This is a genomic window from Serratia sp. CY33525, from assembly GCF_052169115.1.
GTDB lineage: Bacteria > Pseudomonadota > Gammaproteobacteria > Enterobacterales > Enterobacteriaceae > Serratia > Serratia sarumanii.
The window spans coordinates 60202-86330 of sequence record NZ_JBJNLK010000009.1 but is presented as its reverse complement, the minus strand read 5'-3'; the positions used below and the strand labels follow the sequence as shown (position 1 = coordinate 86330).

General features: G+C 60.1%; 23 protein-coding genes. 11 read left to right on the top strand and 12 right to left on the bottom strand.

Features of this window, described 5'->3' with window-relative positions:
• Positions 1-196 precede the first annotated feature (196 nt).
• The 5 genes from ACJ8IM_RS20060 to ACJ8IM_RS20040 form a co-directional block, all read right to left on the bottom strand.
• Positions 197-514: a cupin domain-containing protein gene (locus ACJ8IM_RS20060; RefSeq protein WP_015377878.1), complete on the bottom strand. Its 318-nt coding sequence runs from the start codon at positions 512-514 to the stop codon at positions 197-199.
• Positions 515-856: 342 nt separating this feature from the next.
• Complete coding sequence (locus ACJ8IM_RS20055; RefSeq protein ID WP_033653160.1) at positions 857-1264, bottom strand: DUF2000 domain-containing protein; 408 nt, start codon at positions 1262-1264, stop codon at positions 857-859.
• A gap of 53 nt (positions 1265-1317) precedes the next feature.
• Positions 1318-2166, bottom strand: a complete 849-nt coding sequence (locus tag ACJ8IM_RS20050) for an AraC family transcriptional regulator (RefSeq protein WP_033648316.1) — start codon at positions 2164-2166, stop codon at positions 1318-1320.
• Between the two features lie 71 nt (positions 2167-2237).
• Complete coding sequence (locus ACJ8IM_RS20045) at positions 2238-4118, bottom strand: diguanylate cyclase domain-containing protein (RefSeq protein WP_033634542.1); 1881 nt, start codon at positions 4116-4118, stop codon at positions 2238-2240.
• Positions 4119-4221: 103 nt separating this feature from the next.
• Entirely contained in the window at positions 4222-4665 is a 444-nt protein-coding gene (locus ACJ8IM_RS20040) for a MerR family transcriptional regulator (RefSeq protein WP_033653161.1), read from the bottom strand.
• Between the two features lie 71 nt (positions 4666-4736).
• On the opposite strand from ACJ8IM_RS20040, the gene ACJ8IM_RS20035 reads away from it, so the two are divergent.
• From ACJ8IM_RS20035 to ACJ8IM_RS20025, 3 genes are all read left to right on the top strand, one after another.
• Positions 4737-5957, top strand: a complete 1221-nt coding sequence (locus ACJ8IM_RS20035) for an NADH:flavin oxidoreductase/NADH oxidase family protein (protein ID WP_033653163.1) — start codon at positions 4737-4739, stop codon at positions 5955-5957.
• 506 nt (positions 5958-6463) lie between these two features.
• Positions 6464-7846: a diaminobutyrate--2-oxoglutarate transaminase gene (locus tag ACJ8IM_RS20030; protein ID WP_004937838.1), complete on the top strand. Its 1383-nt coding sequence runs from the start codon at positions 6464-6466 to the stop codon at positions 7844-7846.
• Between the two features lie 18 nt (positions 7847-7864).
• Positions 7865-9334 (top strand): pyridoxal phosphate-dependent decarboxylase family protein, encoded by a 1470-nt coding sequence (locus tag ACJ8IM_RS20025; protein ID WP_033638493.1) that lies wholly within the window; start codon positions 7865-7867, stop codon positions 9332-9334.
• A 56-nt stretch (positions 9335-9390) separates the two neighbouring features.
• Here the strand turns inward: ACJ8IM_RS20025 and ACJ8IM_RS20020 are convergent, their stop codons facing one another.
• From ACJ8IM_RS20020 to ACJ8IM_RS20000, 5 genes are read right to left on the bottom strand one after another with little or no spacing between them, the layout of a single operon-like run.
• Positions 9391-10392 (bottom strand): VOC family protein, encoded by a 1002-nt coding sequence (locus ACJ8IM_RS20020; RefSeq protein ID WP_033653164.1) that lies wholly within the window; start codon positions 10390-10392, stop codon positions 9391-9393.
• Positions 10393-10432: 40 nt separating this feature from the next.
• Positions 10433-11920 (bottom strand): aldehyde dehydrogenase family protein, encoded by a 1488-nt coding sequence (locus tag ACJ8IM_RS20015; protein WP_033653165.1) that lies wholly within the window; start codon positions 11918-11920, stop codon positions 10433-10435.
• Between the two features lie 38 nt (positions 11921-11958).
• On the bottom strand, positions 11959-12810 hold the full coding sequence (locus ACJ8IM_RS20010) for a fumarylacetoacetate hydrolase family protein (protein WP_033653166.1): 852 nt from the start codon (positions 12808-12810) through the stop codon (positions 11959-11961).
• Positions 12811-12818: 8 nt separating this feature from the next.
• The gene (locus ACJ8IM_RS20005; protein WP_101455603.1) at positions 12819-13547 is read right to left on the bottom strand and encodes a GntR family transcriptional regulator; all 729 of its coding nucleotides are present in this window, start codon (positions 13545-13547) and stop codon (positions 12819-12821) included.
• A 23-nt stretch (positions 13548-13570) separates the two neighbouring features.
• A complete protein-coding gene (locus ACJ8IM_RS20000; RefSeq protein WP_033653167.1) occupies positions 13571-14350 on the bottom strand; it encodes an SDR family oxidoreductase in 780 nt (259 codons plus the stop codon).
• 172 nt (positions 14351-14522) lie between these two features.
• On the opposite strand from ACJ8IM_RS20000, the gene ACJ8IM_RS19995 reads away from it, so the two are divergent.
• Genes ACJ8IM_RS19995 through ACJ8IM_RS19980 form a run of 4 tightly spaced genes read left to right on the top strand, consistent with a single transcriptional unit; the run spans position 14523 to position 18752 of the window.
• Positions 14523-16145: a GMC family oxidoreductase gene (locus ACJ8IM_RS19995; RefSeq protein WP_033653168.1), complete on the top strand. Its 1623-nt coding sequence runs from the start codon at positions 14523-14525 to the stop codon at positions 16143-16145.
• Positions 16138-16794, top strand: coding sequence for a polysaccharide deacetylase family protein (locus tag ACJ8IM_RS19990; RefSeq protein ID WP_033653169.1), 657 nt, complete (start codon positions 16138-16140; stop codon positions 16792-16794). Before ACJ8IM_RS19995 ends, ACJ8IM_RS19990 begins: the two co-directional genes overlap by 8 nt.
• 19 nt (positions 16795-16813) lie before the next feature.
• The gene (locus tag ACJ8IM_RS19985; protein ID WP_230116446.1) at positions 16814-18538 is read left to right on the top strand and encodes an FAD-dependent monooxygenase; all 1725 of its coding nucleotides are present in this window, start codon (positions 16814-16816) and stop codon (positions 18536-18538) included.
• On the top strand, positions 18528-18752 hold the full coding sequence (locus tag ACJ8IM_RS19980; RefSeq protein WP_033653170.1) for a hypothetical protein: 225 nt from the start codon (positions 18528-18530) through the stop codon (positions 18750-18752). The genes ACJ8IM_RS19985 and ACJ8IM_RS19980 overlap by 11 nt, the downstream gene beginning before the upstream one ends.
• Here the strand turns inward: ACJ8IM_RS19980 and ACJ8IM_RS19975 are convergent.
• A complete protein-coding gene (locus ACJ8IM_RS19975; protein ID WP_033653171.1) occupies positions 18722-19627 on the bottom strand; it encodes a LysR family transcriptional regulator in 906 nt (301 codons plus the stop codon). The two genes, ACJ8IM_RS19980 and ACJ8IM_RS19975, sit on opposite strands and share 31 nt — an antisense overlap.
• Before the next feature lie 159 nt (positions 19628-19786).
• Here ACJ8IM_RS19975 and ACJ8IM_RS19970 point away from each other — a divergent pair, with 159 nt between their 5' ends.
• The 3 genes from ACJ8IM_RS19970 to ACJ8IM_RS19960 all read left to right on the top strand — a co-directional run bounded on the left by ACJ8IM_RS19970 (position 19787) and on the right by ACJ8IM_RS19960 (position 24012).
• Entirely contained in the window at positions 19787-21304 is a 1518-nt protein-coding gene (locus ACJ8IM_RS19970) for an aldehyde dehydrogenase family protein (protein WP_033653172.1), read from the top strand.
• A gap of 19 nt (positions 21305-21323) precedes the next feature.
• Positions 21324-22949: a GMC family oxidoreductase gene (locus ACJ8IM_RS19965; protein WP_101455601.1), complete on the top strand. Its 1626-nt coding sequence runs from the start codon at positions 21324-21326 to the stop codon at positions 22947-22949.
• Positions 22950-23115: 166 nt separating this feature from the next.
• Positions 23116-24012 (top strand): LysR family transcriptional regulator, encoded by an 897-nt coding sequence (locus tag ACJ8IM_RS19960; RefSeq protein WP_060430068.1) that lies wholly within the window; start codon positions 23116-23118, stop codon positions 24010-24012.
• Between the two features lie 116 nt (positions 24013-24128).
• On the opposite strand, the gene ACJ8IM_RS19955 is transcribed toward ACJ8IM_RS19960, so the two are convergent.
• Entirely contained in the window at positions 24129-24599 is a 471-nt protein-coding gene (locus tag ACJ8IM_RS19955) for a DUF2846 domain-containing protein (protein WP_101455600.1), read from the bottom strand.
• 414 nt (positions 24600-25013) lie between these two features.
• Between ACJ8IM_RS19955 and ACJ8IM_RS19950 the strand changes: the two genes are divergently transcribed.
• On the top strand, positions 25014-26063 hold the full coding sequence (locus tag ACJ8IM_RS19950; protein WP_033653175.1) for a dipeptidase: 1050 nt from the start codon (positions 25014-25016) through the stop codon (positions 26061-26063).
• Positions 26064-26129: the final 66 nt, after the last annotated feature.

Here is a 26129-nt window from a genome sequence, read left to right as displayed (position 1 = left end):
GGCGTTGCGCACGCGCTGCGCAATGGCGGCTCGTTGCGGGGGCGACGCGGCCGAAAGTGATGGATAGGGAAAGCGCGGTGGCATAATCAGGAGGTATACGCATCAATCAGCAGGCAGCTCAGCCCGGGGGGGCGGCTTAATGCTGAAGGGATAGGGAGAGCGCCTAGGCTCTCCTCCATCCAGAGTTGTTATTTCATCAACGGGCCAGCTCGGCGCCGTCCAGCTCGGAAATCGCCAGACAAATCACTTCCGTAATGGCCTGTACCGTATAGGCGGTATTGGCAGGAATGATTAACATCTCATGGGGTTGCAACGTCTGATCGTCAACCTTCAGTTCACCGCTCAGCACCATCAGTTTCACCCAGCCCGGGTGAAAACGCGCCGGTTGTCGGCTGCCCGCATCCAGCTTCAGCAACGCCGTATGGCCAGGCGTTTCCCGTTTCAAAATATGAAAGTGTACCCCATCGTAAGGCATGTTTTCGTAATGCAGTGACGCCAGTGTTCTCTTATGCATGGTAAGTGTCCTCGTGACCTGTGAGTAGCTGCTCCGCCTTCGGTCGCCGTAAAAACGATTGGCGGCTGTCCCTACCGAAAGCACAGGCTCGCAGCCTCTTGGCGAACGGATTAACTGTCGTACTTGCAGCGGCCCGACCGACCGCCGTTTCATGCCTAACCTGCCTCAGGCATGCTACTAAATATATAAGAGCCTCGCCGACGGCGCAAAAAACCGCGGTTCTTATCATTTAATGATGCCCGAACCTCATTTCAAGTGTTGCCGCCAAAGCCCCCATACCGCCATTCAGACGGCATGGGACTGGCCCCCTGCTTTCGCCGCCGGGCGGCGCACTTTCCAGCCCTAGCCGTGGAGCGCCAGGCCTTTTATCGCCTTATCCACCGCTTTCTTCGGCCCGCGCAGCGCCAGGCCGACCAAATCCAGATTGTCCGCGTCTTCAGCGCGAAAAACCTGGCGGTTGGCTTCATCGTGCCCGGTCGCGAACATGGCGTGCACATAGGGGATCAGCGTTAATTCCCGCTCCAATCCTTTGCGATGCACATTTTGCAGGCCCGGCAGATCCGCGGCGAAAATCAGCATCGGCTGCCCGGAAATGGCGCCGTAGCGTCTCCCCTGCGCATCCACGTAACGCTCGCCGATGATTTCCGGGGCCGCGGCGGCGATGCCCGTCGCCAGAAAGGCCACCACGTTCAGCCGCTGCCAGGTTGGCAGATCGTCACGCACGATAAACGCTATCTTGGTATCAAACATATTTCGCTCTACTCCGTTGTGCTGTTAAACGCGCATCATCGGCGATGAGCGAGTTAGCGGTATAGAACGTTTGTGCACTGGCGTTGATAGGCCGCCGGCGATAATCGGTAGGCGCGCTGGAACCAGCGGCCCAAATGGCTCTGATCGGCAAAACCCACCTGCATGGCGACCTGCGCCGGTTCTTCCCCCTGCGCCAACAGCAAGCGTGCAGCCCGCAGCCTCAACCGAACCAAATAAGCGTGCGGCGACTGGCCGAAAGCCCGGGTGAACTGGCGAGTCAAGCGGAAACGATCCAGACCGCACTGAAGAGCAAGTTCATCCAGGCTGGGGTTATCCGCCATGTGTTCGTGCAAGTAGTCCCGCAAGCGATTCATCTCAATTAAAGCGTCATCGCTTTGGGAAGTTGGCCGAACGCGAATATGCCGTGCCAAAAGCGTCAGCAGTTGATCCAGGCTTTGATCGCGCGCCAGCCGGCCTTCCCCCTGATGCAACGCAAAAAATGCCTGGTGGATCGCGGTCGCCAGCATCGGATCGTCGGTCAACGTGCTGTGGAAGGCGCCTTCCAGCACCGAAGCGTCCCCCAATCCGCGGCGGCTCATCGCGTCGGAGACCCAGCGCTGCGGCAGATAAAGCATCGCATAGGTAAACCCCTCGGCCTGCGGCGCATGGCCATCGTGCACCGCGCCCGGCTCGATCAGCATGGCGCGCCCCGGCCGGCTGGTATGCAGCGAGCGGTGGCAATGGAAACGCTGCAAGCCCTGCTGCGTGACGCCCACCAGCATTTCATCATGATCGTGAGGATCGTAGGCATGCCCCTGAAAGTGAGCGTTGACGCTCTCAATACCGGTTTCGTCATCGCGTCGCAATTCGAGCCAGTCTTTATGTTGATGATTTGACGCCATGCAATCAGTCCGGAGTTCTGCTCACAGGAAAAGAAAAAACAGCTTACCCTGACACCGCCGCGGTTGCACGCTCACAGCTCGCAGATGGCGTAAGTGCCCTTCCCGGCCGATTTCGCCTGATACATCGCGCCGTCGGCGCGGGTCAGCAGCATCTCCTCCGTCACATCGCCGCGTGGGGAAATGGCCGCGCCGATGCTGGCGGAAAGCCGTACCTTCTGCGGCCCGATCTGCGTAATTGTGGCCAGTTGCGCCAACACGTTTTCGCAAAACTCGCTGACCTCGCGCCGCGGATCCGTCAACGGCCACAGGATCACCGTGAACTCGTCACCGGCAAGACGCGAGACGCTGTGGCGCTCGCCGGCGCAGGCGCTGAGCAATGTGGCGAAGGTTTTCAGGATCGCGTCGCCGAAATCATGGCCATAGCTGTCGTTAAGGGTTTTGAAGCCGTCGAGATCGATAAACAGCAGCGCCATCTGCCGCTGATGGCAACAGGCCTGCAGCGTGCCCGACAACCGGCGCAGAAACGCGCGGCGGTTGGTCAATCCGGTCAGCATGTCGTGGGTCGCGTCATATTCCAGCCGCTGCTGCAGCCGCTTCAGTTCGGTGATGTCCATGGCGAGAATGTAAAAGCCCTGCGCTTCGCACGGCACCAGCGTGGTGTGGATCATCAGCAGCCCCTGCCGGGTCTGCAGCTCATTCTCAAAACTCACCATTTCGCCCGCGAGGGCCCGTTCGATCATCGGTTTTGCTATCCGATAAACGCTTTCCCCCATGAAATCGCGCACCGTCATCCCCCTGAGGCTGGACTCCTCCAGACCGAACCAGGTTTTGTAGGCGCTGTTGGCGAACAGGTAGCGTTCATTGCCGTCGATCTGGCTGATTAAGGCCGGCATGTTGTCGGTAATGGCGCGCAGACGCTCCTTCTCCGCACTGAGCTGATATTCGGCGAGCACCCGGGTTTCAATCTCTTCGTTGAGTTTTTTGACCACCACGTTCAGCTCCCGCGTGCGGGTTTCGACGCGTTCCTCCAGCTCATGCTGCAACGCGAACAGATCGGCCTCGGCCGCCTTGCGCTCGCTGATATCGACGATAACCGAGATGAAATGGTCCGGTTTGCCGTTCGGCAAGCGATTGAGCGCCACCGTCAGCTGCACCCAAACGATCGAGCCGTCGGCGCGGAAATAGCGTTTTTCCATCGAGTAGGTGCTGATTTCATTTTTCAACAGCTGCTGCAGCTTTTCCAGGTCGGTATTGAGATCGAGCGGATAGGTAATGTCCTGGAAGGTGCGATCCATCAGTTCGCGCTCGGAATAGTGCAGCATTTCGCAGATGCGCGGGTTCACCCGCAGCCAATACCCCTGCAGCGAAACCAGCGCCATCCCTACCGCCGCCTGGGCGAAGGTCTGTTCGAACAGGGCCTCCGTGCGCTGCAGGTCGGACTTCAGGTTTTCGGTATAGACGTGGCGCTCAATACTTTGCAGATACTCCTCCACCACGGCGGCGAAATCATGCAGATCGGCCAGTTGTTCCGGGGAAAACGGCTGCGGGTGGCTGTCGATAATGCACAGGGTGCCGAGCGGCAGCCCGTCGAGCGACAGCAGCGGCTGCCCGACGTAGAAACCGATCCTCGGCCCGCCGATCACCAGCGGATTATCGAAAAAGCGCGGGTCGTTGGCGGTATCGGGCACCACCAGCGCTTCGCGTTGCAAGATCGCATGGCCGCAAAACGAAATATTGCGCGGCGTTTCCCGGGCATCCAGACCGTAGCGCGATAAAAACCATTGGCGATCCCGGTCGATCAGCGACACCAGCGCAATGGTCACGCCGAAGTATTTCGCCGCCAGCCGCGTGATGCGATCCAGTTTTTCCACCGAGTTTGAATCCAGCACGTTCAGCGAATTCAATACCGACAGGCGTTCGGCTTCGTTTTCGGGGAAGCAGGGTTCGAGCATGTTGTCTCCCATTGTGTCACCCACGGATCCGGCGCAGCCAGCCGGCGTGAGTCCGTTCGCCCTATCCGTCGGTCAGCGACAAATATCCTTGTCCATCATAGACTCACTCAGTATCAATCCGATTGCGCATTCTCGCCAGCTTTGCCGGCCGGGCCGGCGATGCGTCGGCCTGTTTTTCGCCCTTGGCTTGGCACAGCCCGGAGACACCTGACTCCAATAAGGTCAGCCGGGTCGTCAACAAGGTTTCTCGTTGTTCATTCAGCGTGGCCATCATCAGCTCGATCTCCGCCAGCCGTTCATCGACGCCGCGTATCAACCCATCCTCATAAGCGCTGCCCTGCAGTGCCAGCACCCGTTGGATCGCCTGCAGCGAAAAACCCAGATTCTGGCCGATTTGGATCTGGTGCAAACGCTCCAGCGCGCTGTCGCCGTACACCCGATAGCCGTTGACGCCGCGCACCGGTTTCGGCAACAACCCCAACTGCTCGTAGTAGCGTATCGCCGAGGCGGCCATGCCGGCGCGCTGCGCCAATTCTCCGATCTTCATGCCCTATTGACCTTAAAGTTAACTTTAAACCTAGTATAGCGCCATTCCCCGTACGACAGGAGCGCAAACCGATGTTTACCCCACTGACACTGCCCAACGGCAGCCGTTTATCCAACCGTCTGGCCAAGGCGGCGATGGAAGAAAATCTGGCCGCCCCGGGCCAATTGCCCGGCCCGGCGCTGTGGCGCTTATACCGCTACTGGGCCGAAGGCGGCGCCGGCTTGATCATCACCGGCAACGTGATGATCGACGGCCGCGCCATGACCGGCCCCGGCGGCGTGGTGCTGGAACAGGACACGCCGCTCGCCCCGTTCGAAACCTGGGCCAAGGCCGCGCGCCAGGGCGGCGCGCAGGTGTGGATGCAGCTTAACCACCCGGGCCGGCAGGTGATGGCGAACATGGGCGGTAACGCGTGGGCGCCCTCCGCCATCCCGCTGGCGATGGGCAAGCACAGCAAGCTGTTCGCCCAGCCGCAGGCGATGGATGAAACGCAGATCGCCGAGGTGATCGCGCGCTTCGCCGCCAGCGCGCACGCCGCCGAACAGGCCGGTTTTACCGGCGTGGAGATCCACGCGGCGCACGGCTATCTGATTTCCCAGTTTCTCTCGCCGCTGACCAACCAGCGCAACGATCGCTGGGGCGGCGAGTTGGCGAACCGCGCCCGGTTGCTGCTGGAGGTAGTGCGTGCGGTGCGCGAGCGCGTCTCGCCGGAATTTTGCGTGGCGGTCAAACTGAACTCCGCCGATTTCCAGCGCGGCGGTTTTTCATCGGACGATGCCCGCCAGGTGGTGCTGATGTTGAACGAGTTGCCGGTCGATCTGATCGAACTGTCCGGCGGCAGCTACGAAAGCCCGGCGATGCAAGGCGACACGGCGGACGGCCGCACTCTGGCGCGCGAAGCCTATTTTCTGACCTTCGCCCGCGATCTTGCCGCCGTCGCGCGCATGCCGGTGATGACCACCGGCGGCATCGCCCGCCCGTCGGTGGCGCAGCGGGTGCTGGACAGCGGCGTCGCGGTCGTCGGCATCGCTACCGCCATGGCGGAAGTGCCCGATCTGCCGCGGCGCTGGCAAACCGGCGCGGCCCCCCATGCGCTGCCTGCCCCGGTCACCTGGCGCAGCAAGGTGATGGCGTCGCTCGCCCGCATGGCGTTGGTCAAGCGCCGGATGCGCGCGTTGAGTGACGATCGGCCGCGCAATGTGCGCTACTCGCCGCTGTTCACGCTGGTCGTCGATCAGTGGCGTACCCGCCGTATCCTGCAGCGTTACCACGCCTGGTTACAGCAACGTTAATGACCGCGGCGCCGGCAAACACGCCGGCGGCCGCACAAAAATCCCGCTTTTTTGATCGCGCTACGTAAAATCTGCAAGAAATCACCGCTCTGGATACTGCGCTTTTAACGCTCGGCTGCTTATATTCATCACAAATTCTGTGTATATAACCGCTTTAGGACTTAAGGTGGTGAATAGATGAAAATAAGCCGCTATTTTCTATTTATGTTATTAATCGGAAATTCACCTTAATAATAAATGCATTAAAGAAGCAGCCAAAGGAAAGCAGAAAAGCATTTTTACGCAATGTTAAAGAAATGTTGTTTTTTGCCGGCAAAACCAACGGTCAACAAATCAACAACATATTGATGAGCCTAAGAAAAAACTAAACAATTCAAAACAAAATCGGCTATTGAGTCCCAGGCGAAAAAGCCATATATTGGTCGCGCTTTTCACAAGGCAGTTACTTTTCTAATTCATTAATTCAATCGTTGCGTCTTGAGACCTTCGGTTGTAGGAGAGATATGATGACGGATAAAGTCCGTATTGATACTTTAGTTGCAAACTCATTAAACGGAAACAATGAAACCTATTTGGCGCGCCAAGCCGAATTTGAGTCGAATGTTAGGAGTTATCCGCGCAAATTGCCGTTGGCAATTGCGAAAGCCCAGGGCGTTTGGATCACTGATGTTGAGAATAATCAATATCTTGATTGCCTGGCCGGGGCGGGAACGTTGGCTCTTGGACATAATCACCCCGACGTCCTGCAAAGCATCCAAAATGTCATTACCAGCGGCTTGCCGTTACATACTCTCGATCTCACGACCCCGTTAAAAGATCGTTTCTCCGATTACCTGCTCTCTCTGTTGCCGGGCGAAGGCAAAGAGTATTGCCTGCAGTTCTGCGGCCCGTCCGGCGCCGATGCGGTGGAAGCCGCGCTGAAGCTGGCGAAAAAGCACACCGGCCGTTCTGGCGTGATCAGCTTCTCCGGCGGTTATCACGGCATGACCCACGGCGCGCTGTCGGTCACCGGCAACCTGTCGCCGAAGGCGGCGATCAACGGCATGATGCCGGAAGTGCAGTTCATGCCTTACCCGCATGAATACCGCTGCCCGCTGGGCATCGGCGGCGAAGCCGGCGTCAAGGCGCTGACCTACTACTTCGACAACCTGATCAACGACGTGGAAAGCGGCGTGCGCAAACCGGCGGCGGTGATCCTGGAAGCCGTTCAGGGCGAAGGCGGCGTTAACCCGGCGCCGGCCGAGTGGCTGCAGCGCATCCGCAAAGTGACGCAGGAGCATGGCATTCTGCTGATCATCGACGAAGTTCAGGCCGGTTTCGCCCGTACGGGCAAGCTGTTCGCCTTCGAACACGCGGGCATCGAGCCGGACATCATCGTGATGTCGAAAGCGGTCGGCGGCGGCTTGCCGCTCGCGGTGCTGGGCATCAAGAAAGAGTTCGACGCCTGGGAACCGGGTCACCACACCGGCACCTTCCGCGGCAACCAGCTGGCGATGGCCACCGGCCTGACCACCCTGCAATACCTGAAAGAGCACAAGGTCGCCGACAAAGTGGCCGCGCAGGGCGAGTGGCTGAAAGGCAAACTGGCCGAGCTGCAGAAACGGTATCCGGTGATCGGTCACGTCCGCGGCCTGGGCCTGATGATCGGCATCGAGATCGTCAAGCCGAACGAAGCGCAGGATCACATGGGCTGCTACCCGGCCGATGGCGAGCTGTCCGCGTTGCTGCAGAAAAAGTGCTTCGAATCCGGTCTGATCCTGGAGCGCGGCGGGCGCAATGGCTGCGTGCTGCGTCTGCTGCCTTCCCTGCTGATCACCAACGATGAGCTGGGTATTTTCCTGGATAAATTTGAGCAGGCGCTGTTGGCCGCCGGCGTCAAGCCAGTCTGATTGGAGCGAATGACCGCGATGTCCAAGTTAAACCCGATTCTGGCTTCCTCGGCGCACAGCGCCGAGGCTTACCGCCAGGCGATCGCGCAGAGCAGTGAAGCCGTCGTGCAGTGGCTGCAACAGCCCGAGATGTATCAGGGCAAAAGCGTTGCCGAACTGCGCGAGCGCATCAAGCTCGACTTCACCCCGCAAGGCCTGGGCAACCAGGCGGCGATCGATCGCGCCATCGAGTACTTTTTGAAAGACAGCCTGTCGGTGCACCACCCGCAGTGCGTGGCGCACCTGCACTGCCCGAGCCTGGTGATAAGCCAGGCCGCCGAAGTGCTGATCAACGCCACCAACCAGAGCATGGATTCCTGGGATCAGAGTCCGTCGGCCACGCTGATCGAAATGAAGCTGATCGAATGGCTGCGCGCCCAGGTTGGTTACCAGCCCGGCGACGCCGGGGTGTTCACCAGCGGCGGCACCCAGAGCAACCTGATGGGGCTGATGCTGGCGCGCGATGCATTCTTCGCGCGTCAGGGCCACTCCGTGCAGCAGGACGGCCTGGTGGGCGATCTGCGCAAGCTGAAGGTGTTCTGTTCTGAAAATGCCCACTTCTCGGTGCAGAAGAACATGGCGCTGATGGGCCTCGGCTATCAGTCCGTCACCCTGGTGAAAACCGATCGCTTCGCCCGCATGGACGTGAACGATCTGGCGGAAAAACTGGCGCAGGCCAAGGCCAACGGCGAGCAGGTGATGGCGATTGTCGCTACCGCCGGCACCACCGACGCCGGTGCCATTGACCCGCTGCGCGACATCGCGCGGCTGGCGGCGCAGCAGCAGATTTGGGTGCACGTGGATGCGGCCTGGGGCGGCGCGCTGCTGCTTTCCGAGCAGTACCGCGACTACCTCGACGGCCTGGAACTGGTGGACTCCATTACCCTGGACTTCCACAAGCAGTTCTTCCAGACCATCAGCTGCGGCGCCTTCCTGCTGAAAGACGAGCGTCACTATGAGCTGATGCGCTATCAGGCGGCCTACCTGAACTCCGAGTTCGACGAAGCGCAAGGCGTGCCGAACCTGGTGTCCAAGTCGCTGCAGACCACCCGCCGCTTCGATGCGTTGAAGCTGTGGATGGGGCTGGAGGCGCTGGGGCAGAAGCAATACGCCGAGATCATCGATCATGGCGTGACGCTGGCGCAACAGGTAGCGCGTTACATCGCCGATCAGGAATCGCTGGAACTGGTGATGCAGCCGCAGCTGGCAAGCGTGCTGTTCCGCTACCGTCCGGCGCAGCTGGCGGCGAACGGCGACGCGGCCGTCGCCTTGTTCAACCAGCGCATCGGCGACGCCCTGCTGGAATCGGGCCGCGCCAACGTCGGCGTGACCGAGTTCGATGGCGTAACCTGCCTGAAGATGACGCTGCTGAACCCGATCGTGACGCTGGAAGACATCAAGCTGTTGCTGGCGCTGGTCGAGAAAACCGCGCAGCAGCTGCCGGCGTAACGTCGCGCAGTCTGCCACTCAAGCCGATAACATGCGTTATCGGCTTTTTTATTCCCTCAAATACGCGACAGGTACTCTTCCAGCACCAGCGGATAGCCGCCGCCTGAAGGATGCTCGATCGCCGCGCCGGCAAACGTGCTGGCTTCCGCTACCCATTTGCGCTGCGGCGGCAGCCCCCAGGGCAACAGTTGCTGGCGTTGATCCGCCTCAAGCAGATTAGTCCCCAGCTCGATATCGATCATCTGATACGGCGTGTTATGCAGCTCGAGGCGGTGCCCGTCAGGATCGCGCAGATAGACGAACAGCACGTGCCCCATACCGTGTCGGCCCGGCCCACGCTCCACCGCGTCACCGAACCCCAGGTTGCCGGCGGTATCGCAGGCGCGCAGGATCTCCTGCGAATCGGGAATGGTATAGCCGAAGTGATGCAAACGCGGCCCCGGCCCATGCAGATACACCAAATCCTGCGTATTGCCCTTGCGTTGCAAAAAGGCGGCACCCATCCCTTGCTCGTTCATATAAATGTCCGAGGCGCGAAATCCCAACTGCGTCATATAAAATTCGGCCGCCCGCTGCACATAGGGTGTATGCAGCTGGAAATGGTCCAGCCGTTGGGCGCTGCCGCCGCGGTACAAATGCACCTGATGGTGCAAGCGCGGCATCACCGGCATACTGGCGCAAAGTTCAATCGGTGTGCCTACCGGATCGGTGAAATGCAGGGTGAGCCCCTGAAACGGCACCTCCGCCCAGTGATTATCAAGGCCTTGCAGATCCAAAAACCGCTTGGCCGCAGCCAGATCCTTTTCCTGAAACACCCGTAGGCCAATGCGCTCGCAGTGCGGCTCCGCTTTGCTGTAGGCGATCACCAAACTGTGATGACAGGCCTCTTCCAAACCGCGCAGATACAGATGGCGATCGTCCTTGTGAGTCAACACCATGCCTACTACCTGGGTGTAAAACCGCTCGCTGGCGGCCAGGTCTTGCGAGGTCAACACCAGATGGCTTGCGCGTGTGATGGCGAATGGCGGATCATACTGGGTAACCGGTATTCGGCTCATTACCGTTCCTTAGGGGCACACGGCCCCGGTTCCGAGGAGCTCAGTAGCACATGATGACGGATTTCAGCTCGGTGTAGGACTCAATGAACGCGCTGCCGAATTCACGACCGATGCCGGAAGCCTTCCAGCCACCGAACGGTACGGCCGGATCCATGATGGTGTGCGAGTTGATCCACACCATGCCCGCCTCAATGCGCCGCATCAGGCGCAGTGCTTTGCTGAAATCATTGGTCCAGAGACTGGCGGACAGACCGTAGGCGCTGTCATTCATCCACTGCAGCAGTTGTTCTTCATCATCGAACGGCATGAAACTCAGCACGCCGGCAAAGGCCTCTTCTCGCATCAGCGGATCGTCATGCCCGTTGGCGCGGATCACCGTCGGCGTGACGTAAAACCCGTCCCCCACCAGCGCCTGCCCACCGCTCAACACCTGGCCGCCCTGCCGTGCCCGTTCGAACAGCGCCTGCATGCGGGCAAAATGCGGTTGGTTGGCCAGCGGCCCGTACTGCGTCGCTTCATCCAGCGGCGAACCGATGCGCAGCGTTTCGACGCGTGCGATTACCCGCTCGACGATTTCGTCGAAGCGCGACGCGTGGATATAAAAGCGCTCGGCGGACGAGCAAACCTGCCCCTGATGCACCAGCCCGGCGAGCATGATGCCGTCTACCGCCCGCTCGGCATCGACGTCGGCGAGAAATGCCGCCGGATTTTTGCCGCCCAGTTCCAGCGTCACGCGGGTCAGATCGGCTTTGAGCGCCGCCTGACCGATAGCGATACCGGCAGGCACGGAACCGGTGAAACTGACTTTGTTGACGCGCGGATGTTCTATCAGCCACTGCCCGACCTGACGTCCGCCGTTGACCACATTAAATACCCCTGCGGGCACGCCGGCCTGATGGGCCAGCTCAGCGAGACGCAGCAGCGTCAATGGTGCGAACTCACTCGGTTTGACCACAATGCAGCAGCCGGTGCAAAGCGCGGCGGCGATTTTCCAGATGGCGATCATCAACGGGAAGTTCCAGGGCACGATCGCCGCCACCACCCCGACTGGCTCCCGGTAGGTCATGGCGGTGTACTGCTCGCCAGCGAACGAAGGGATGGACGGCGCCAGCGTCTCGCCATGCAGCTTAGTGGCCCAGCCTGCGTAATAGCGGATAAAAACGCAGGTATGGTCAACCTCGAAGCGACGCGCGTCGCCGATCAGTTTGCCATTGGTTAAGGTCTCCAGTTGAGCAAACTCCTCGCGATGCGCCTCGAGCAGATCGGCAAGGCGCAGTAAAATTTGCTGGCGTTGCGCGGGCAGACAGCGGCCCCAGTCTCCCTGCAACGCACGCCCGGCGCTCTCCAGTGCCCGATCCACGTCGTCGGCAGAAGCCGCAGCCACATCGGCTATCGTCCTGCCGTTAGCCGGATTCACCACCGGCAAACGCTCTACGTTGGGCGTCGCTCGATACTGCCCATCAATAAATTGTCCATGATCCTGCGCCAAAAAGGCGGAAACCTGCGGCAGAATGTTAATATCAGCCATCGTACTCCTCCTGTTTCATCGGGGGCTAGCAAGCGCCGTCAGGCGCCGGTATCGTGCATGACCGGATTGCTGAGCGTGCCCAGGCCGGCGATCGCCACCTCGACCCGATCGCCGGCCTGTAGCCAGACAGGCGGCTGACGGAAAGCGCCTACGCCACCGGGCGTGCCGGTTACCAGAACGTCGCCCGGCGCCAGCGTGGTAAAGGTCGAACAGTATGCGATCAACGCCGGAATAGAGAAGATCAGTTCCGCCAGCGATGCCTGCTGCATAACCTCGCCGTTGACGCGGGTTTCCAACTGCAGCGCGCTCGGTTCAGGAATGCGATCGGCGCTCAGCAACCATGGGCCGAAGGCGCCGGTGCCGCTGAAGTTCTTGCCGGCGGTAAACTGCGAACTGTGGCGCTGCCAGTCGCGCACGCTGCCGTCGTTATAACAGGCATAACCGGCGACATGGCGCATGGCGTCGCGTTCGGCTATGCGGCGCCCGCCCTGGCCGATCACCACCGCCAACTCGCCTTCATAATCAAGTTGCGCCGATTCCGTCGGGATTAGCAGCGGCTGCCCCTGACCGACCTGCGAGGCGGGCAACCGCAGAAACAGCGTCGGATGGCCGGGTGCTTCGCGACCCGTTTCCCGCAGATGTGGGCGATAGTTGAGGCCGACGCACAAGATCTTCTCCGGATTGACGATCGGCGGCAGCCAGCTCACCTCATCGGCCTTCAGGCTGGCCGGCGCGTCGCGCAGCGGTGCAAACGCCTCAATGCCACCGGCGGCCAGCGCACTGCGAACATCGGGGTAAGGCAGTATGGCGCTGCCGTCCACAATCTCATTTTCTCCGCGCAGCAGGCCGTAACCGGTGCGCCCATTGGCAATAAAACTGACGATTCGCATGGGATCTCCTAACGTGGGGAGCCACCGGTGAGAGCGGGGTTGTCCGTCTGTTCAATAATTCGCTGCGCGGTATCTTGATAGTGCCGGGCCAACAGTTCGATCGCTCGATCCGTGTCGCGCGCCAGCGTGGCGTCCATTATCGCCTGATGCTCGCCGTCCACATCCCGCTCCGGCACTGCGCCGGCCAGTTCATAGCCAAAACGCAAGCGGCGATAACGTTCAGACTGATCGAACAACAGATCGGAAAAACGCAGCATCCACGGTGAACCGCAGGCCATCAGCAGGCTGCGATGAAACGCATAGTGAAGCTGGCTCCAGGCGTGCGTTTGCCCCTCATTTTCCAGACGCGGGCTGCGTTTGAGGCGGTGAAACGCGGCGACGATCCCTGCCTCCCATTCGGCGTCGCCGTTGGCGATAGATAGCCGCAGCGCGTGAGTTTCGATCATTTGCCGGTTGGCGGTAATGTCCTGCAGCTCCTTCAACGACACCTCGCTGGCCCGGAATCCCCGCTGTTCATGGGCGATCACCAAGCCTTCGGTCACCAACCGCGACAGCGCTTCGCGCACCAGGCCGGGGCTGATGTCCAGTTCGGCGGAAATATTGCCGATCACCAGCTTGCTGCCGGGTTGATACTGCCCATCGATAATGCGGCGACGGATCAATGCCACCGCAGCGCCGCTCAGGCTCTTGAACTCCCCCTGTTGCTGCAGCGGGCTTTCCGTGGATTTCATGTTCATTGCCCTCTCTTTTGGTTGCTTCGCTATAACAGGGCGGGATAGGCACCGCCATCCAGGTGCATGTTCTGTCCGGTCATGTACCCGCTCATCTCGCTGCACAGGTAGACGCAGGCGGCGCCGAACTCCTGCGGCAATCCCATGCGCCCGGCAGGAATGGAGTCTATCTGGCTCTGCCGCGCCTGTTGAAAGGTGATACCGCGTTGTTCCATGGCGATATGCGCCATCTGCTGTTGACGCGGCGTATCGAAACGCTCGGGCAACAGATTGTTGATCGTGACATTATCGGCGACGAACTCGCGCGACAACCCCTTGCAGGCCGCCGTCAGGCCGGCGCGCGAGGCGGCAGACAGCGTCATGTGGGCACGCGGCGTGCTGACCATCGCCGACGTAATATTGATGATGCGGCCGAATTTACGCGCCCGCATTCCCGGCGCCAGCGCGCGGATCAACATCAGCGCAGCAAGCAGATTTCCTTGCAGCGCGTCAAGCCACGCGTGTTCATCGAAATCGAAGAAGTTGCCCGGCTCTGGACCAGCATTGTTATTGACCAGAATATCGGCGTCCGGACAGGCGGCCAGCAGGGCCGCACGGCCTTCTTGCGTGGTGATATCGGCGACCACCGCCTGAACTTGCCCGCCGATTTCGGCCTGGAGTCGTTGCCGTGCCGCCTCCAGCCGCTGCGCATTGCGCCCATTGATCCAGACGCTCGCCCCTTCTTTTAACAGCGCGGCGGCGCAAGCATACCCCAAACCGCTGCTGGACGCGCAAACCAGAGCGTGTTTATCCGCCAGCTTCATATCCATAACCGCTCTCTCCTGTCGCCAGATAAGCCCATCGCTGAGCATGGTGATGTTGCTTAAATGTCATGCTAGCGATAAAAAATATAGACATCAACAAAAAATATTCTTTATTATAAAAAATATATTTTTTCGTATTTCTGGCATTTTCACTATCACCCCACTTCAGGGAGAGCGCATGCAAGAGAACGAACGATATGACTATATTGTGGTGGGCGGCGGTTCCGCCGGTTGCGTAATCGCCGGTTTGCTGGCGGAAAAAACCTCCGCGCGCATTCTGCTGCTAGAGGCCGGGCAGGAAGACAAAAACCTGTTCATCCGAATGCCGGCCGGTTTTCCGGAGATCGTCGGCAAGCTGATTTGGCCCTACCAAAGCGACGATGAACCCTATATGAACCATCGGGCAATGGGCATACCGCAAGGGCGCGTATTAGGCGGCGGCAGCTCGGTGAACGGACAGCTGTATGTGCGCGGCCATGCGCAGGACTACGATGACTGGGAGCAGCTCGATGGCTGCACCGGCTGGGGGTACCGCGATGTACTGCCCTATTTTATCAAAGCGGAGTGCAACCAGAGCCTGCACGATGAATACCACGGCGATCGCGGCCATCTCAAAGTCAGCGACTCCGGTTACCGCCACCCGCTGAGCTATGCCATCGTCAAAGCAGGACAAGAGCTGGGCTATCCCTATTCCCTGGATTTCAACGGTAAGCAGCAACAGGGCATCGGTTTTTATCAAACGACCACCTTTCAGGGGCAACGCTGCAGCACCGCCACGGCCTATCTGACGCCGATGCGCCGCCGGCCCCATCTTCACGTAATGACCGGCGTTCAGGTGGAGCGCCTGCTGTTAGAGCGCGATCGCGCCGTGGGCGTTGCCTACGTCGATGCTGACGGCAAACACCGGCAGGCAATGGCGGCTCGCGAGATCGTGCTGTGCGCCGGCGCCATCGGCACGCCAAAGCTGTTGATGCAGTCCGGCATCGGCCCGGCAGAGCATTTGCGCGAGGTCGGCATAAAACCCACACTCGACAGCCCCCTGGTCGGCCAACGCTTGCAGGATCACCTGCACTTCTCCGTCATCGCCACCTTGAAACAGCCCATCAGCCTGCTCGGACAAGACAAGGGCGTCAAAGCGCTGGCGAACGGCCTGGAATGGCTGCTGTTCAAACGCGGCATTTGCGCCTCCAATCTGCTGGAGTGCGGTGGCTTTTTCGCCACCGGCGATGATGAACGTCCTGACGTGCAACTCATGGGGCTGGCGGCGGCAGACAACGTGGACGACAAAGGCCGACAGGCTCAGTGCCAGCATGCAGTCTCGCTGAAGCTGGCCCACCTGCGGCCACTCGCACGTGGTGAAGTACGGCTGCGGGACAGCAACCCGCGTTCGTTGCCGGATATTCGTCTGAATTATCTGGCCGAGGAAGCGGACGTCGCCGCGCAAATCAGGGCGGTGCATTTGGGATTACGGCTCTTTCAGGCGCCTGCATTAGCCAATGTGATCGACCGCGTGCTGCTACCGACGCCGGATCAGCGCAGCGATGAACAGTTGGCAGAGTTCGTGCGCCAACACGGGAAAACCGAGTACCACCCCATCGGCACGTGTCGCATGGGTGCCGAACCGGCGGATTCAGTCGTGGATTTAAAACTGTGTTTGCGCGGCATTAGCGGCGTTCGCATCGCGGATGCCTCGGTGTTCCCACGCATTCCGGCAGGCAATACCAATGCGCCAACCATCATGGTGGCGGAACGCGCGGTCGATATGATGCTGGCAAGCCTCGAGGAGCGAAATAATGCATAAAAAACTGACGCTGACGTTTGACAACGGCCCCCATCCGGTGGGCACCCCGCTGGTGCTGAAAACGCTGGCAGAACGTCGAATTCTGGCTAACTTCTTCCCCATCGGCGAGAAGATCGCCGCAGAAGGCGGCGAGGCGCTAGTCGCCGCCGTCAAACAGGCCGGACACCGCGTCGGCATTCATACCCTGACTCACTCGCTGCCTTTGGGGTTGGGCGCCCCGGGCTTCGCTCGCTATGAGATTGTCGAAGGACAAGCCCGGCTCGGCGCCTACGGCGAATCGCCCCCGCTGTTTCGCCCCTATGCCGGCAAAGGCATTCTCGGGCCTCACGTGCTGAACCAAGAAGCCATCGAGGTTCTGCAGCAGCAGGGTTTTACCCTGGTACTGTGGAATTCAGTGCCGCGCGACTGGGAACTGCCGACCCACGCCTGGGTAGCGCGTGCGCTGGAGGACGTCGCCAGCCAAGCCTGGACGGTGATGGTGTTGCACGACGCGCGTCCGGAGGCGATGGAGCATCTCGGCGATTTCCTCGATCAACTGGTGCTGAGAGACGTAGAGATCACCCAACAATTACCCGACTGGGTGATGCCGATCCAGGCCGGCGTAGCGCGCCATTCTTTCAGCTCGCTGGTAGCGCCGGCAAACGAGTGACAGTGCGATAAGGAGACAGATGATGCAACCCGATAACGTGATTGGCGAATTTCATTATCAACAATACCCGGCTCGGTTACCGCCGCGGGAGGGCGATCGCGAGACGCATCGCCATCAGGTAACGATTGTCGGCGGTGGGCCGGTCGGTCTGGCCACCGCATTGGCGCTGGCGCGGCAAGGCGTCGCCTCGCTGATCCTGGAAAACGACACTCAGGTATGCATCGGCAGCCGGGCGGCCTGTATCTCACGGCGCAGCCTCGAGATCCTCGATAAACTTGGCGTGGCCGACGCCTTTATCGACAAAGGGTTAGCCTGGACGCGCGGCCGCAGCTTTTATCAGGGTGAACAGGTGATGCAGTTCGACATGCTGCTGGATGACAACCAGCAATTTCCGGCAATGATCAATTTGCAGCAGTACTACATCGAGCAGTTCCTGCTGGATGAAGCGATGCGCAATGACGATTTGATCGAAATTCGCTGGGGCTCGGAGGTGCAACGCATCGTCTCGTCACACGATGGGGTCAGCGTGTCGGTGCAGGCGGCAGGCGTTGATTATCGACTCGAAACCGAATGGCTGCTCGCCTGCGATGGCGGCCGCAGCCGTATGCGGGAACAACTGGGATTGCATATGCAAGGCCGGGCGCACAAAGGCCGTTTCGCCATCATTGATATCGAACTGGAAAGCGAAACGCCGGCAGAGCGCCGGGTCTGGTTCGAAACGCCGCTCCGCCCCGGACCGATGTGGATGCATCGCCAGCCCGACAACATTTGGCGCATCGACTACCTGCTGGAGGACAACGTCAGCGACGAAGAGGGGCTGAAACCGGAAAACGTGCTGCCGGTCGTGGAAGACTTTCTGAAGATGGTCGGCGAAATGGGAAAATGGCGACCGATCTGGATCAGCATGTACAACGCCAAGGCGCTGTCGTTGGATGAGTACCGCCACGGTCGGGTGTTATTCGTTGGCGATGCGGCACACGTTGTGCCGATCTTCGGCGTGCGCGGTCTCAACGGCGGCCTGGACGACGCCTACAACCTGGGGTGGAAGTTGGCCTATGTTCTGCAAGGGCGTGCGCCGGAACATCTTCTGGACAGCTACTCCCATGAACGCCGCGGCGCCTGGCGCGAAAATGCCGATAGCGCAAGCCGCAGCGCGGAGTTCATGTGCCCCTCTACGCCCGGCGGCGCCACGCTACGCAACGCAGTGCTGTCGCTGGCGGCCCGTCATCCGCAATTTTCGTCGCTGATCAATCCGCGCCAGACCCACAGCATCCGTTATGCGGACTCATCGCTAAATACCCCGACGAACGGTGATTTGCCTGGGCCGGCAGTGGGTGCGGTGCTGACCGAGTATCCGCTGTTACGGGATGAGCGCCCTCAGGCCTTGACTGGGCTACTCGATGCGCGCTGCTTCACCCTGCTGCGCTTCCCGGCGCAAGAGGAATATGGTGAAACAACACCACCGGCACAGGCGTTGCAGGCGCGTTATCCACTGCGCATCGTCACCGTCGGTTTGCCGGGGCGTCCACGTCACGGCGATGCCGGTGACGTGGAGGATCCACACGGGCGGCTGCATACCGCTTACAGCACGGCGCAAGGCGCCCTGTATTTGATTCGGCCGGATGGCCACGTGTGTTGGCGTTGGGGGCGAGACGAAACGGCCATGACCCAACAGATTGAGCAGGCATTGCTGCGCGCCTGTGGTAACCCAAGTGGCTACGAGGAGAATACCGATGAACGCTGAGCTGAACGACCGTCAACGCGATGAGATCTATCGCCATTTCGAACAGACTGCCGGTCGTTTCACCGGTGAAGCGCTGGCGCTGTTTCTGGCGCGGCTCAATCTGTTGCTGTTGGAGATGCTCGCGGATGAACATGCGGCTCGGGCTTTGATTACCGAGGCCGCTCAGTGTTCCCCCGAAAGCGATCAGCCTCCGGGGGAGAACGCCGCACGCTGATAATATTCTGCCAGGAAGTCCACGAAACTGCGTATGTTAACCGGCAGGTAGCGCCGGTTAACATACAGCACATACAGTGAACGACTGGTCCAGACGTATTCTGCCATCACCCTGACCAGCGCGCCGGCGGCCAGCGCTTCCCTGACCACGAACTCCGGTTCAAGGATAATGCCCCGGCCTTCAAGCGCGCTGGCTAGCAGCGCATCGCCGCTGTTGGCGCGCAGCGTGCCGAACACCGGTACTTCTACCGCTCGGCCCTGCGCATCTAGATATTCCCATTGTTCCGTACGCGGCAACAATGAATACATCAGGCAGTTGTGGTCGCGCAACGTTTGCGGTGAGGTGGGTGCGCCATGTTTCGCCAAATAGTCGGGCGAGGCGCAGAGAATCCGCGGAATGTCGCACAACCGGCGCGCCACCAGAGTGGAGTCTGACAAATTGGCCACGCGGATCGCCACGTCGATACCCTGCTCAATGAGGTTGACCAACTGATCGCTGAGGCAAAACTCAACCGCGACACGCGGATAGCGACGTTGATAAGCCGCCACGATGGTCGCCAGCTCGGCGCGGCAGTATGGGTGCGGCGCGCTGATACGCAACGTGCCGCCCGGTTGCCCTTGATTACCCATATACTCCTCCAACGCCTGGCATTCGGCGGTGATGCGCTGACTGAAGGCATAGCATTCACGCCCTGCCTCGGTCAGCGTCATCGAGCGCGTCGTGCGCTGCAGCAAGCGCACGCCGAAATGCTGTTCCAGTTCGGCGATGTGTTTGCTAACCCGCGGGCGTGAGAGATCGAGCATCTCAGCAGCGGTGGTGAAACTGCCACCGCTCACGACGGCGTTAAACACGCGCAATGCGCTGATCATATCCATTTTGCTTCCCGTTAATTCAGCGCGTTATTAGCACACTATAAGCCATCTATTGGTGCTTGTCCGTTACCAGTGTGGTGCCGTTTGCCCACTCGTCGCAATGCCGTCGTCCCGCTAGTTTAATGGCTCACCCGCTAAGCGGTGTCCACTAAGGGAACCGAGATGAGTAGCCAAAACAAAACTTTCGCCCAATGGCGGCAACAGGCCGCCGGGCTGCAAATTGAAGGCCGAGCCTATATCGCCGGTCAGTATCAGGATTCAGCCGATGGCATGACCTTCGTCGATGCCAGCCCAATCGACGGGCGCCCGCTGGCCAACATCGCCGATTGTGATGAAGCCACGGTCAATCACGCGGTGGCGGCCGCGGAACAGGCTTTCCAAGCCGGTGACTGGGCGCGGCGCACGCCAGCGCAACGTAAGGCAACACTGCTGCGACTGGCCGATCTGGTAGCCCAGCATCAGGAAGAGTTGGCACTCTTGGAAAGCCTGGATACCGGTAAAACCATCCACGAATCGCTGGATATGGACATGCAGGATGTGCAGACCGCCATCCGTTATTACGCCGAAGCGATCGACAAGATCGCCGGTGAAATCGCCCCGACTGGCGACGCGTTCCATGGCATGATCACGCTGGCGCCGCTCGGCGTGGTGGCGGTGATGACGCCCTGGAATAACCCGCTGATGATCGCATGCTGGAAGATAGCTCCGGCGCTGGCGATGGGCAACTCGGTGGTATTCAAACCGTCGGAGAAAGCGCCGTTGACCGGTATCCGCTTCGCCGAGCTGACCCGTCAGGCCGGTATCCCCGACGGAGTATTCAACGTGGTAACCGGAGGCGCGCAGGTAGGCAAAACGCTGGCGCTGCACCCCCGGGTGCGCGCAATGGCGTTTACCGGCTCCACGCAAGTCGCCAAACAGCTGCTGATTTACGCCGGGCAGTCAAACATGAAACGCACATTCCTTGAAGGCGGCGGTAAAAATGCGCACATCATTTTTGCCGACACGCCGGATCTGGCACGCGCGGCGCGCTTCGCCGCGCTGGGGTTCTGCGCCAATCAGGGGGCGGTGTGCGCTTCCGGCACTCGACTGCTGGTGCAATCTTCCATCAAAGCTCAGTTCCTGGCCTTGCTGTTGGAAGAGTTGAAGAAATGGCAGCCGGGCCATCCGCTGGATCCGGCCACCGCAATGGGGCCGTTGATCGATGTTCAACATCAGGCCAACGTGTTGCGCTATATCGAATCGGCACGCGCTGAAGGCGCAAGCATCCTCAGCGGCGGCCAGGCCGACAATACCCTGCTGCCGGGAGGGTATGTACTGCCGCCTACGCTGATCGACAACGCCACGCCGGAGATGACCGCCTCACAAAACGAGATCTTCGGACCGGTCGCCTCGTTGATGACTTTTGAAGACGAGGAGCAAGCCATTCAACTGGCGAATGACAGCGAATACGGCCTGACCGTCGGCTTCTGGACGCCAGACATCGCCAAGGTGCACCGCGTCGCGCGGCAACTCGAGGCCGGTACCGTGTGGGTCAACCATTTCCTGACGCGCGACATTCTTTCGCCGTTCGGCGGTTTCAAGCAATCCGGCATCGGTCGCGATCTGTCGCTGCACGCCTTGCCGCAGTACGGCGAAATGAAGGCCACATGGATTGCGCTGCAAGATATCGCCGCCCATTGATCGGCCGCGAGGAGACATCATGAAACAAGATAAAATCACCGCTAACGTCGGGCGCCGCAAGTTCATTGCCGCCAGCCTGGCGATGGGGGCAGCGGCGGCGCTGCCGTTTTCCGGCTATACGCGTACCACCACTCGCGCCAACGATCTCAAATACGATTTTATCGTGATCGGCGCCGGCTCCGCCGGCTCGGTCGTGACTCGTCGGCTGGTGGACGCCGGCCTGCGCGTGCTGCTGCTCGAGGCGGGCCCGCGCGACGACATGCCGGCGATCCATAATCCGCCGGAAGCGATGGCGCTGTGGCACTCCGCCGTTGACTGGGGTTTTTCAACTCAGCCGCAGACCTTCGCAGGTAAACAGGATATCTATTGGCCACGCGGAAAAACGCTGGGCGGATCCAGCGCCATCAACGGCATGATGTACGTGCGCGGCCTGCCAGAGGATTATGACAATTGGGCCGCGCTGGGCGCCGCCGGTTGGGCCTGGCGGGATGTACTGCCTTATTTCCGCAAAGCGGAAAATTGCAATATCGCCGGCCTTTCCGCACAGCACGCCACCGGTGGCCTACTGCAGGTTTCTCGTCCGGCGATGACCCCGCTGGCCCATGCTTTTGTCGAAGCGGGTCAACAGGCAGGCTTGCGCTGGGTAGGGGATTACAACGACGGCAACGATCCCAGCGGCGTCAGCTTCCCGCAATACACCATGACGCCGGACGGCAAACGGGCCAGCGCCTGGGTATGCTATTGCGATGCCATTAGCCAGGCACCGAACCTGTCGGTCATGACGGAAGCCCGGGTACTGAAATTGTTGAACCAGGGCGATCGCATTACCGGGGTGCACTTCCTGCATCGCGGTATCGATTATCGCATCGAAGCCAAACATGAAGTGCTGCTGTGCGCCGGGTCGCTCATGAGCCCTTCCATTCTGCTGCACTCCGGCATCGGCCCGGCGGAACAGTTGGAAAAACTGGGCATGACTGCGTTGGTCAACCTGCCCGGCGTTGGCGAAAACCTACACGACCACCTGGTCTGCCCGATGGTGTGGTCTTCTCCGCAGCCGGTCGCGGTCGGCTTGGCCTCCGGTATCGAAGCGCAGATCTTCCATAAATCGGCACCGCAGTTAAGCGGGCCGGATACCCAGTCGCTGTTGTTCACCATGCCGTTCCTGCCTGGCGTCAACCAGGGGTATACCGTTACGCCGGGTTTGGTGCGGCCGAAAAGCCGCGGGCGTCTGTGGCTTGGTTCGAACGATCCCCTCCAACCTCCGTTGATGGATCCCCAGGTGTATGCCGAGAACGAGGATTTGGAGATCATGACCGACAAAGCGCTGTTGATGCGCGACGTGATGCACCAGAGCGCCATGGCGCCGTGGCGCGGTCGAGAGCAAGGCATGGATGGCGTGAACAGCCGCGCGCAAATGCGCGACTATATTCGCCGCACTACCGGCTCCTATCACCATCAGGTAGGCACTGCACGCATGGGTGTCGATGACATGGCGGTGGTCGATCCGCAGCTGCAGGTGCGCGGCTTATCGGGGCTGCGAGTGATCGACGCCTCGGTGATGCCGGTCATTCCCAGCGGCAACACCAATGCGCCCAGCATCATGATCGGTGAAAAAGCCGCCGATATGATCCTCTCCAGCCGTTAAAATCTTTGCCGCCCGCTCGCGGGTGGCACTCTTCACATTCTCAACCGGATAAATCATAGCGTGCGAAAAAGATAACCATGCATAATGGCAGACAACGGATGTACATGGGCGGTTTTCACCTGCACCAAATGCTTCCTTTCCTTGCCAGCCCACAGGATACGCACGCATGACCGACCCTGATTTCAACCTGTTGATCGCGCTCGATGCGCTGCTGACGGCGGGCAGCGTCGTCGGCGCGGCGCGGCGTCTCGGTTTAAGCGCTTCGGCGATGAGCCGCACCCTCAACCGGCTGCGCGCGGCCACCGGCGATCCCCTGCTCGTGCGCGCCGGCCGTCATATGGTGCTTACGCCCTATGCCGAAACGCTGCGCGAGCGGACGCGAAATACGGCATTCGAAGCCCGTGCGCTGCTGCGCCCGGCGCAGGGAGCATTAGATCCCGCCGAGCTGGATCGTACCTTCACGCTGCGCGCCAACGACGGCTTCGTCGAAGCCTTCGGCCCGGCGCTGATCGCCGCCGCTGCCGAACAGGCGCCGCGGGTGCGGCTGCGCTTTGCGCCCAAGCCGGAGAAAAGCGACCGCCCGCTGCGTGAAGGGCTGGTCGATCTGGAGATAGGCGTGCTGGGTGACATGGGCCCGGAAATCCGCCTGCAGGCGCTGTTTCGCGATCGCTTCGTCGGCGTGATGAGAACCTCGCACCCGCTTGCGCAGCAGCCGGAGATCGGCGCCGCCGACTACGCCGCCTGCGGCCACGTGGTGGCCTCGCGCAGCGGGCGCATTCTCGGGCCGGTAGACGCCGCGCTGGCGGAGCTGGGGCTGACGCGCCAGATTGCCGCCGTGGTGCCGAGTTTTCCGGCCGCGCTGGCGGTGGCGCAAGCCTCGAACCTGCTGGCGCTGTTGCCCGCCTCCTTCCTGCACGCTCAACCGGCCGACGGCCCGCTGCGCGTCTTTGAGCTGCCGGTGAAAACGCCGCCCATTACCGTGTCGCAAATGTGGCACCCGCGCCTGGACGCCGAGGCGGATCACCGCTGGCTGCGGCAATTGGTGTTGGGCGTTTGTCGTTAAAGAAAAACGGAGTGACATCGTCACTCCGTTCATAATCGTAAAGTAAACAGCGAAGGTTTAAACAGATAATGGGAATTTCAGGAGGAATATCCCTGAAATTCCACGGTCACTGAGCATTAGTTATTGCAATGGCCGCCCTTGGCAAGTTTTACCGCAGCTTTAGAGATAACACGTTTGCCTTCGTCTTCTGTCGATTGACTCAGACCGGCACCACCGACGAATACCCCCATCTTAATGTATTGTCTTACGAAGTAATTCTTCCCCGCTTCGGTATAGATGGAAAGATCGTTAGGAGAAAATTCAGATTCGGTAGAGATTTTATGCTGTTGTCCGCCGTCAACCTGGGTATAGAAAAACGTTTTATCCGCGGTCTCCCCCACGCATTTGCCGTCAAGATAAACATCTTTCTTCAGCGCCTTGCCGACAAAGCTGTCACGATAAATATAGAGGCCCGCTTTGTTTTCATCCAGCGCCGGGAAGCTTTTAGCGTGCGCTGATTCTTGATCTGTTGCGAGGGGGATGCTTGCACACCCGCTTAACAATAATGCGCTCGCCAGTGAGGCGCAGAGGAGTAATCTTTTGGTCATGAAAAATCCTTCGGTATAAAAATGAAGCAAGGAACAACGCTTAATACACTGTGAACATTTAATTATTACATTAAAAATAACTAACAGTTATTATATTGATGGTGGATAAATTCATTTTCAAACAGTGAGTTAGGGGAGGAATCGTGCCCAACACACACGCGATGACGATATTGCCATAAATAAAATTTGATTCAAGAATCAATGTCTAAAATATTACAGAATCATCAATTTAATTGGCCTAATCAACGCTGATTCGCACGTTTAAACTTCCTTGGCCACTGGCCGAAAATAATTTCGTTCAGGTTAATCTCCGTATGTCCACTGCATTCAGAATCTCCCCGCTGCGGGGGGGTTGTTCCCCCTCGCGCGATGGGAGAACATAGCGTTCACGATGCCTGACTCAGTGAAACGCTCATGACGCTTCCCCCTCTCTGGCCGGTATTCGACGGCCATAACGACCTGCTGCTCAACCTGTGGCTGCAGCACGACGACGATCCGGCCGCCGCCTTCTATTCCCGCGTCACGCCGGGCCACCTCGATTTCTCCCGCATGCGGCGCGGCGGATTTTTTGGCGGACTGTTCGCGGTATTTATTCCCCCGGTCAGCTATATCGCCCAGATGCGCAACCAAACGCAGGACGAGGCGCAGGCCGCCTTCGATCCGCTGGCGATCGCCGAACGGCAGATCGCCATCCTGCAGCAGTTGGAGCAGGCTTCTCAGGGGCGACTGCGCATCTGCCGCACCGCCACCGAGATAGAACAGTGCCGCCTCAACCGGCAAATTGCCGCGGTGCTGCATATCGAAGGTGCCGGCATGATCGACGCGGAGCTGACGCAGCTGGAGGCCTTCTACCGGCTGGGCGTGCGCAGCATCGGGCCATTCTGGAATCTGCCGAACGCCTTCGGCACCGGCGTCAGCGGGCCGTTCCCGGGCTCACCCGATACCGGCCCCGGCCTGACGCCGGCCGGCGAGGCGCTGATCCGCGCCTGCAACCGCCGCCGCATCATGATCGACGTCTCGCACATGAACGAGAAAACCTTCTGGCAAACCGCCGCGCTGAGCAACGCGCCGCTGGTCGCCACCCACTCCAACGCCCACGCCCTCTGCCCCCAGCCGCGCAACCTGACCGACGCACAGCTGGGCGCCATCGCCCAGAGCGGCGGGATGGTCGGCGTCAATTTCGGCACCGCCTTCCTGCGTGCGGACGGTAAACGTGACAGTGCAACAACCGGCTTAACAGAAATTGTTAAACACGTTGAGTATTTGATCGCTAAACTTGGTGAAGATCGCGTGGGATTTGGCTCTGATTTTGACGGGGTCAACGTACCGCAACCGCTGGAGGACGCCGCTGGCCTGCCGCGCCTGACGCAAGCGCTGGCGCAGGCCGGGTTCGATAACCGGTTGCTGGAGAAGCTGACCTGGCGCAACTGGCTGAACGCGCTCACCGCCGCCTGGGGTGAATAACCCGGTTACGCTTTAAAGGTTGCGATCTCCGTCACACTTCGCCAACATTGGGCCGGCCGAATGCGA

What these genes read in the sequence shown, in the direction of transcription:
- ACJ8IM_RS20060 (WP_015377878.1), bottom strand. Translation starts at nt 514, where the DNA reads ATGCATAAGAGAACACTGGCGTCACTGCATTACGAAAACATGCCTTAC.
- ACJ8IM_RS20055 (WP_033653160.1), bottom strand. Translation starts at nt 1,264, where the DNA reads ATGTTTGATACCAAGATAGCGTTTATCGTGCGTGACGATCTGCCAACC.
- ACJ8IM_RS20050 (WP_033648316.1), bottom strand. Translation starts at nt 2,166, where the DNA reads ATGGCGTCAAATCATCAACATAAAGACTGGCTCGAATTGCGACGCGAT.
- ACJ8IM_RS20045 (WP_033634542.1), bottom strand. Translation starts at nt 4,118, where the DNA reads ATGCTCGAACCCTGCTTCCCCGAAAACGAAGCCGAACGCCTGTCGGTA.
- ACJ8IM_RS20040 (WP_033653161.1), bottom strand. Translation starts at nt 4,665, where the DNA reads ATGAAGATCGGAGAATTGGCGCAGCGCGCCGGCATGGCCGCCTCGGCG.
- ACJ8IM_RS20035 (WP_033653163.1), top strand. Translation starts at nt 4,737, where the DNA reads ATGTTTACCCCACTGACACTGCCCAACGGCAGCCGTTTATCCAACCGT.
- ACJ8IM_RS20030 (WP_004937838.1), top strand. Translation starts at nt 6,464, where the DNA reads ATGACGGATAAAGTCCGTATTGATACTTTAGTTGCAAACTCATTAAAC.
- ACJ8IM_RS20025 (WP_033638493.1), top strand. Translation starts at nt 7,865, where the DNA reads ATGTCCAAGTTAAACCCGATTCTGGCTTCCTCGGCGCACAGCGCCGAG.
- ACJ8IM_RS20020 (WP_033653164.1), bottom strand. Translation starts at nt 10,392, where the DNA reads ATGAGCCGAATACCGGTTACCCAGTATGATCCGCCATTCGCCATCACA.
- ACJ8IM_RS20015 (WP_033653165.1), bottom strand. Translation starts at nt 11,920, where the DNA reads ATGGCTGATATTAACATTCTGCCGCAGGTTTCCGCCTTTTTGGCGCAG.
- ACJ8IM_RS20010 (WP_033653166.1), bottom strand. Translation starts at nt 12,810, where the DNA reads ATGCGAATCGTCAGTTTTATTGCCAATGGGCGCACCGGTTACGGCCTG.
- ACJ8IM_RS20005 (WP_101455603.1), bottom strand. Translation starts at nt 13,547, where the DNA reads ATGAACATGAAATCCACGGAAAGCCCGCTGCAGCAACAGGGGGAGTTC.
- ACJ8IM_RS20000 (WP_033653167.1), bottom strand. Translation starts at nt 14,350, where the DNA reads ATGGATATGAAGCTGGCGGATAAACACGCTCTGGTTTGCGCGTCCAGC.
- ACJ8IM_RS19995 (WP_033653168.1), top strand. Translation starts at nt 14,523, where the DNA reads ATGCAAGAGAACGAACGATATGACTATATTGTGGTGGGCGGCGGTTCC.
- ACJ8IM_RS19990 (WP_033653169.1), top strand. Translation starts at nt 16,138, where the DNA reads ATGCATAAAAAACTGACGCTGACGTTTGACAACGGCCCCCATCCGGTG.
- ACJ8IM_RS19985 (WP_230116446.1), top strand. Translation starts at nt 16,814, where the DNA reads ATGATGCAACCCGATAACGTGATTGGCGAATTTCATTATCAACAATAC.
- ACJ8IM_RS19980 (WP_033653170.1), top strand. Translation starts at nt 18,528, where the DNA reads ATGAACGCTGAGCTGAACGACCGTCAACGCGATGAGATCTATCGCCAT.
- ACJ8IM_RS19975 (WP_033653171.1), bottom strand. Translation starts at nt 19,627, where the DNA reads ATGGATATGATCAGCGCATTGCGCGTGTTTAACGCCGTCGTGAGCGGT.
- ACJ8IM_RS19970 (WP_033653172.1), top strand. Translation starts at nt 19,787, where the DNA reads ATGAGTAGCCAAAACAAAACTTTCGCCCAATGGCGGCAACAGGCCGCC.
- ACJ8IM_RS19965 (WP_101455601.1), top strand. Translation starts at nt 21,324, where the DNA reads ATGAAACAAGATAAAATCACCGCTAACGTCGGGCGCCGCAAGTTCATT.
- ACJ8IM_RS19960 (WP_060430068.1), top strand. Translation starts at nt 23,116, where the DNA reads ATGACCGACCCTGATTTCAACCTGTTGATCGCGCTCGATGCGCTGCTG.
- ACJ8IM_RS19955 (WP_101455600.1), bottom strand. Translation starts at nt 24,599, where the DNA reads ATGACCAAAAGATTACTCCTCTGCGCCTCACTGGCGAGCGCATTATTG.
- ACJ8IM_RS19950 (WP_033653175.1), top strand. Translation starts at nt 25,014, where the DNA reads ATGACGCTTCCCCCTCTCTGGCCGGTATTCGACGGCCATAACGACCTG.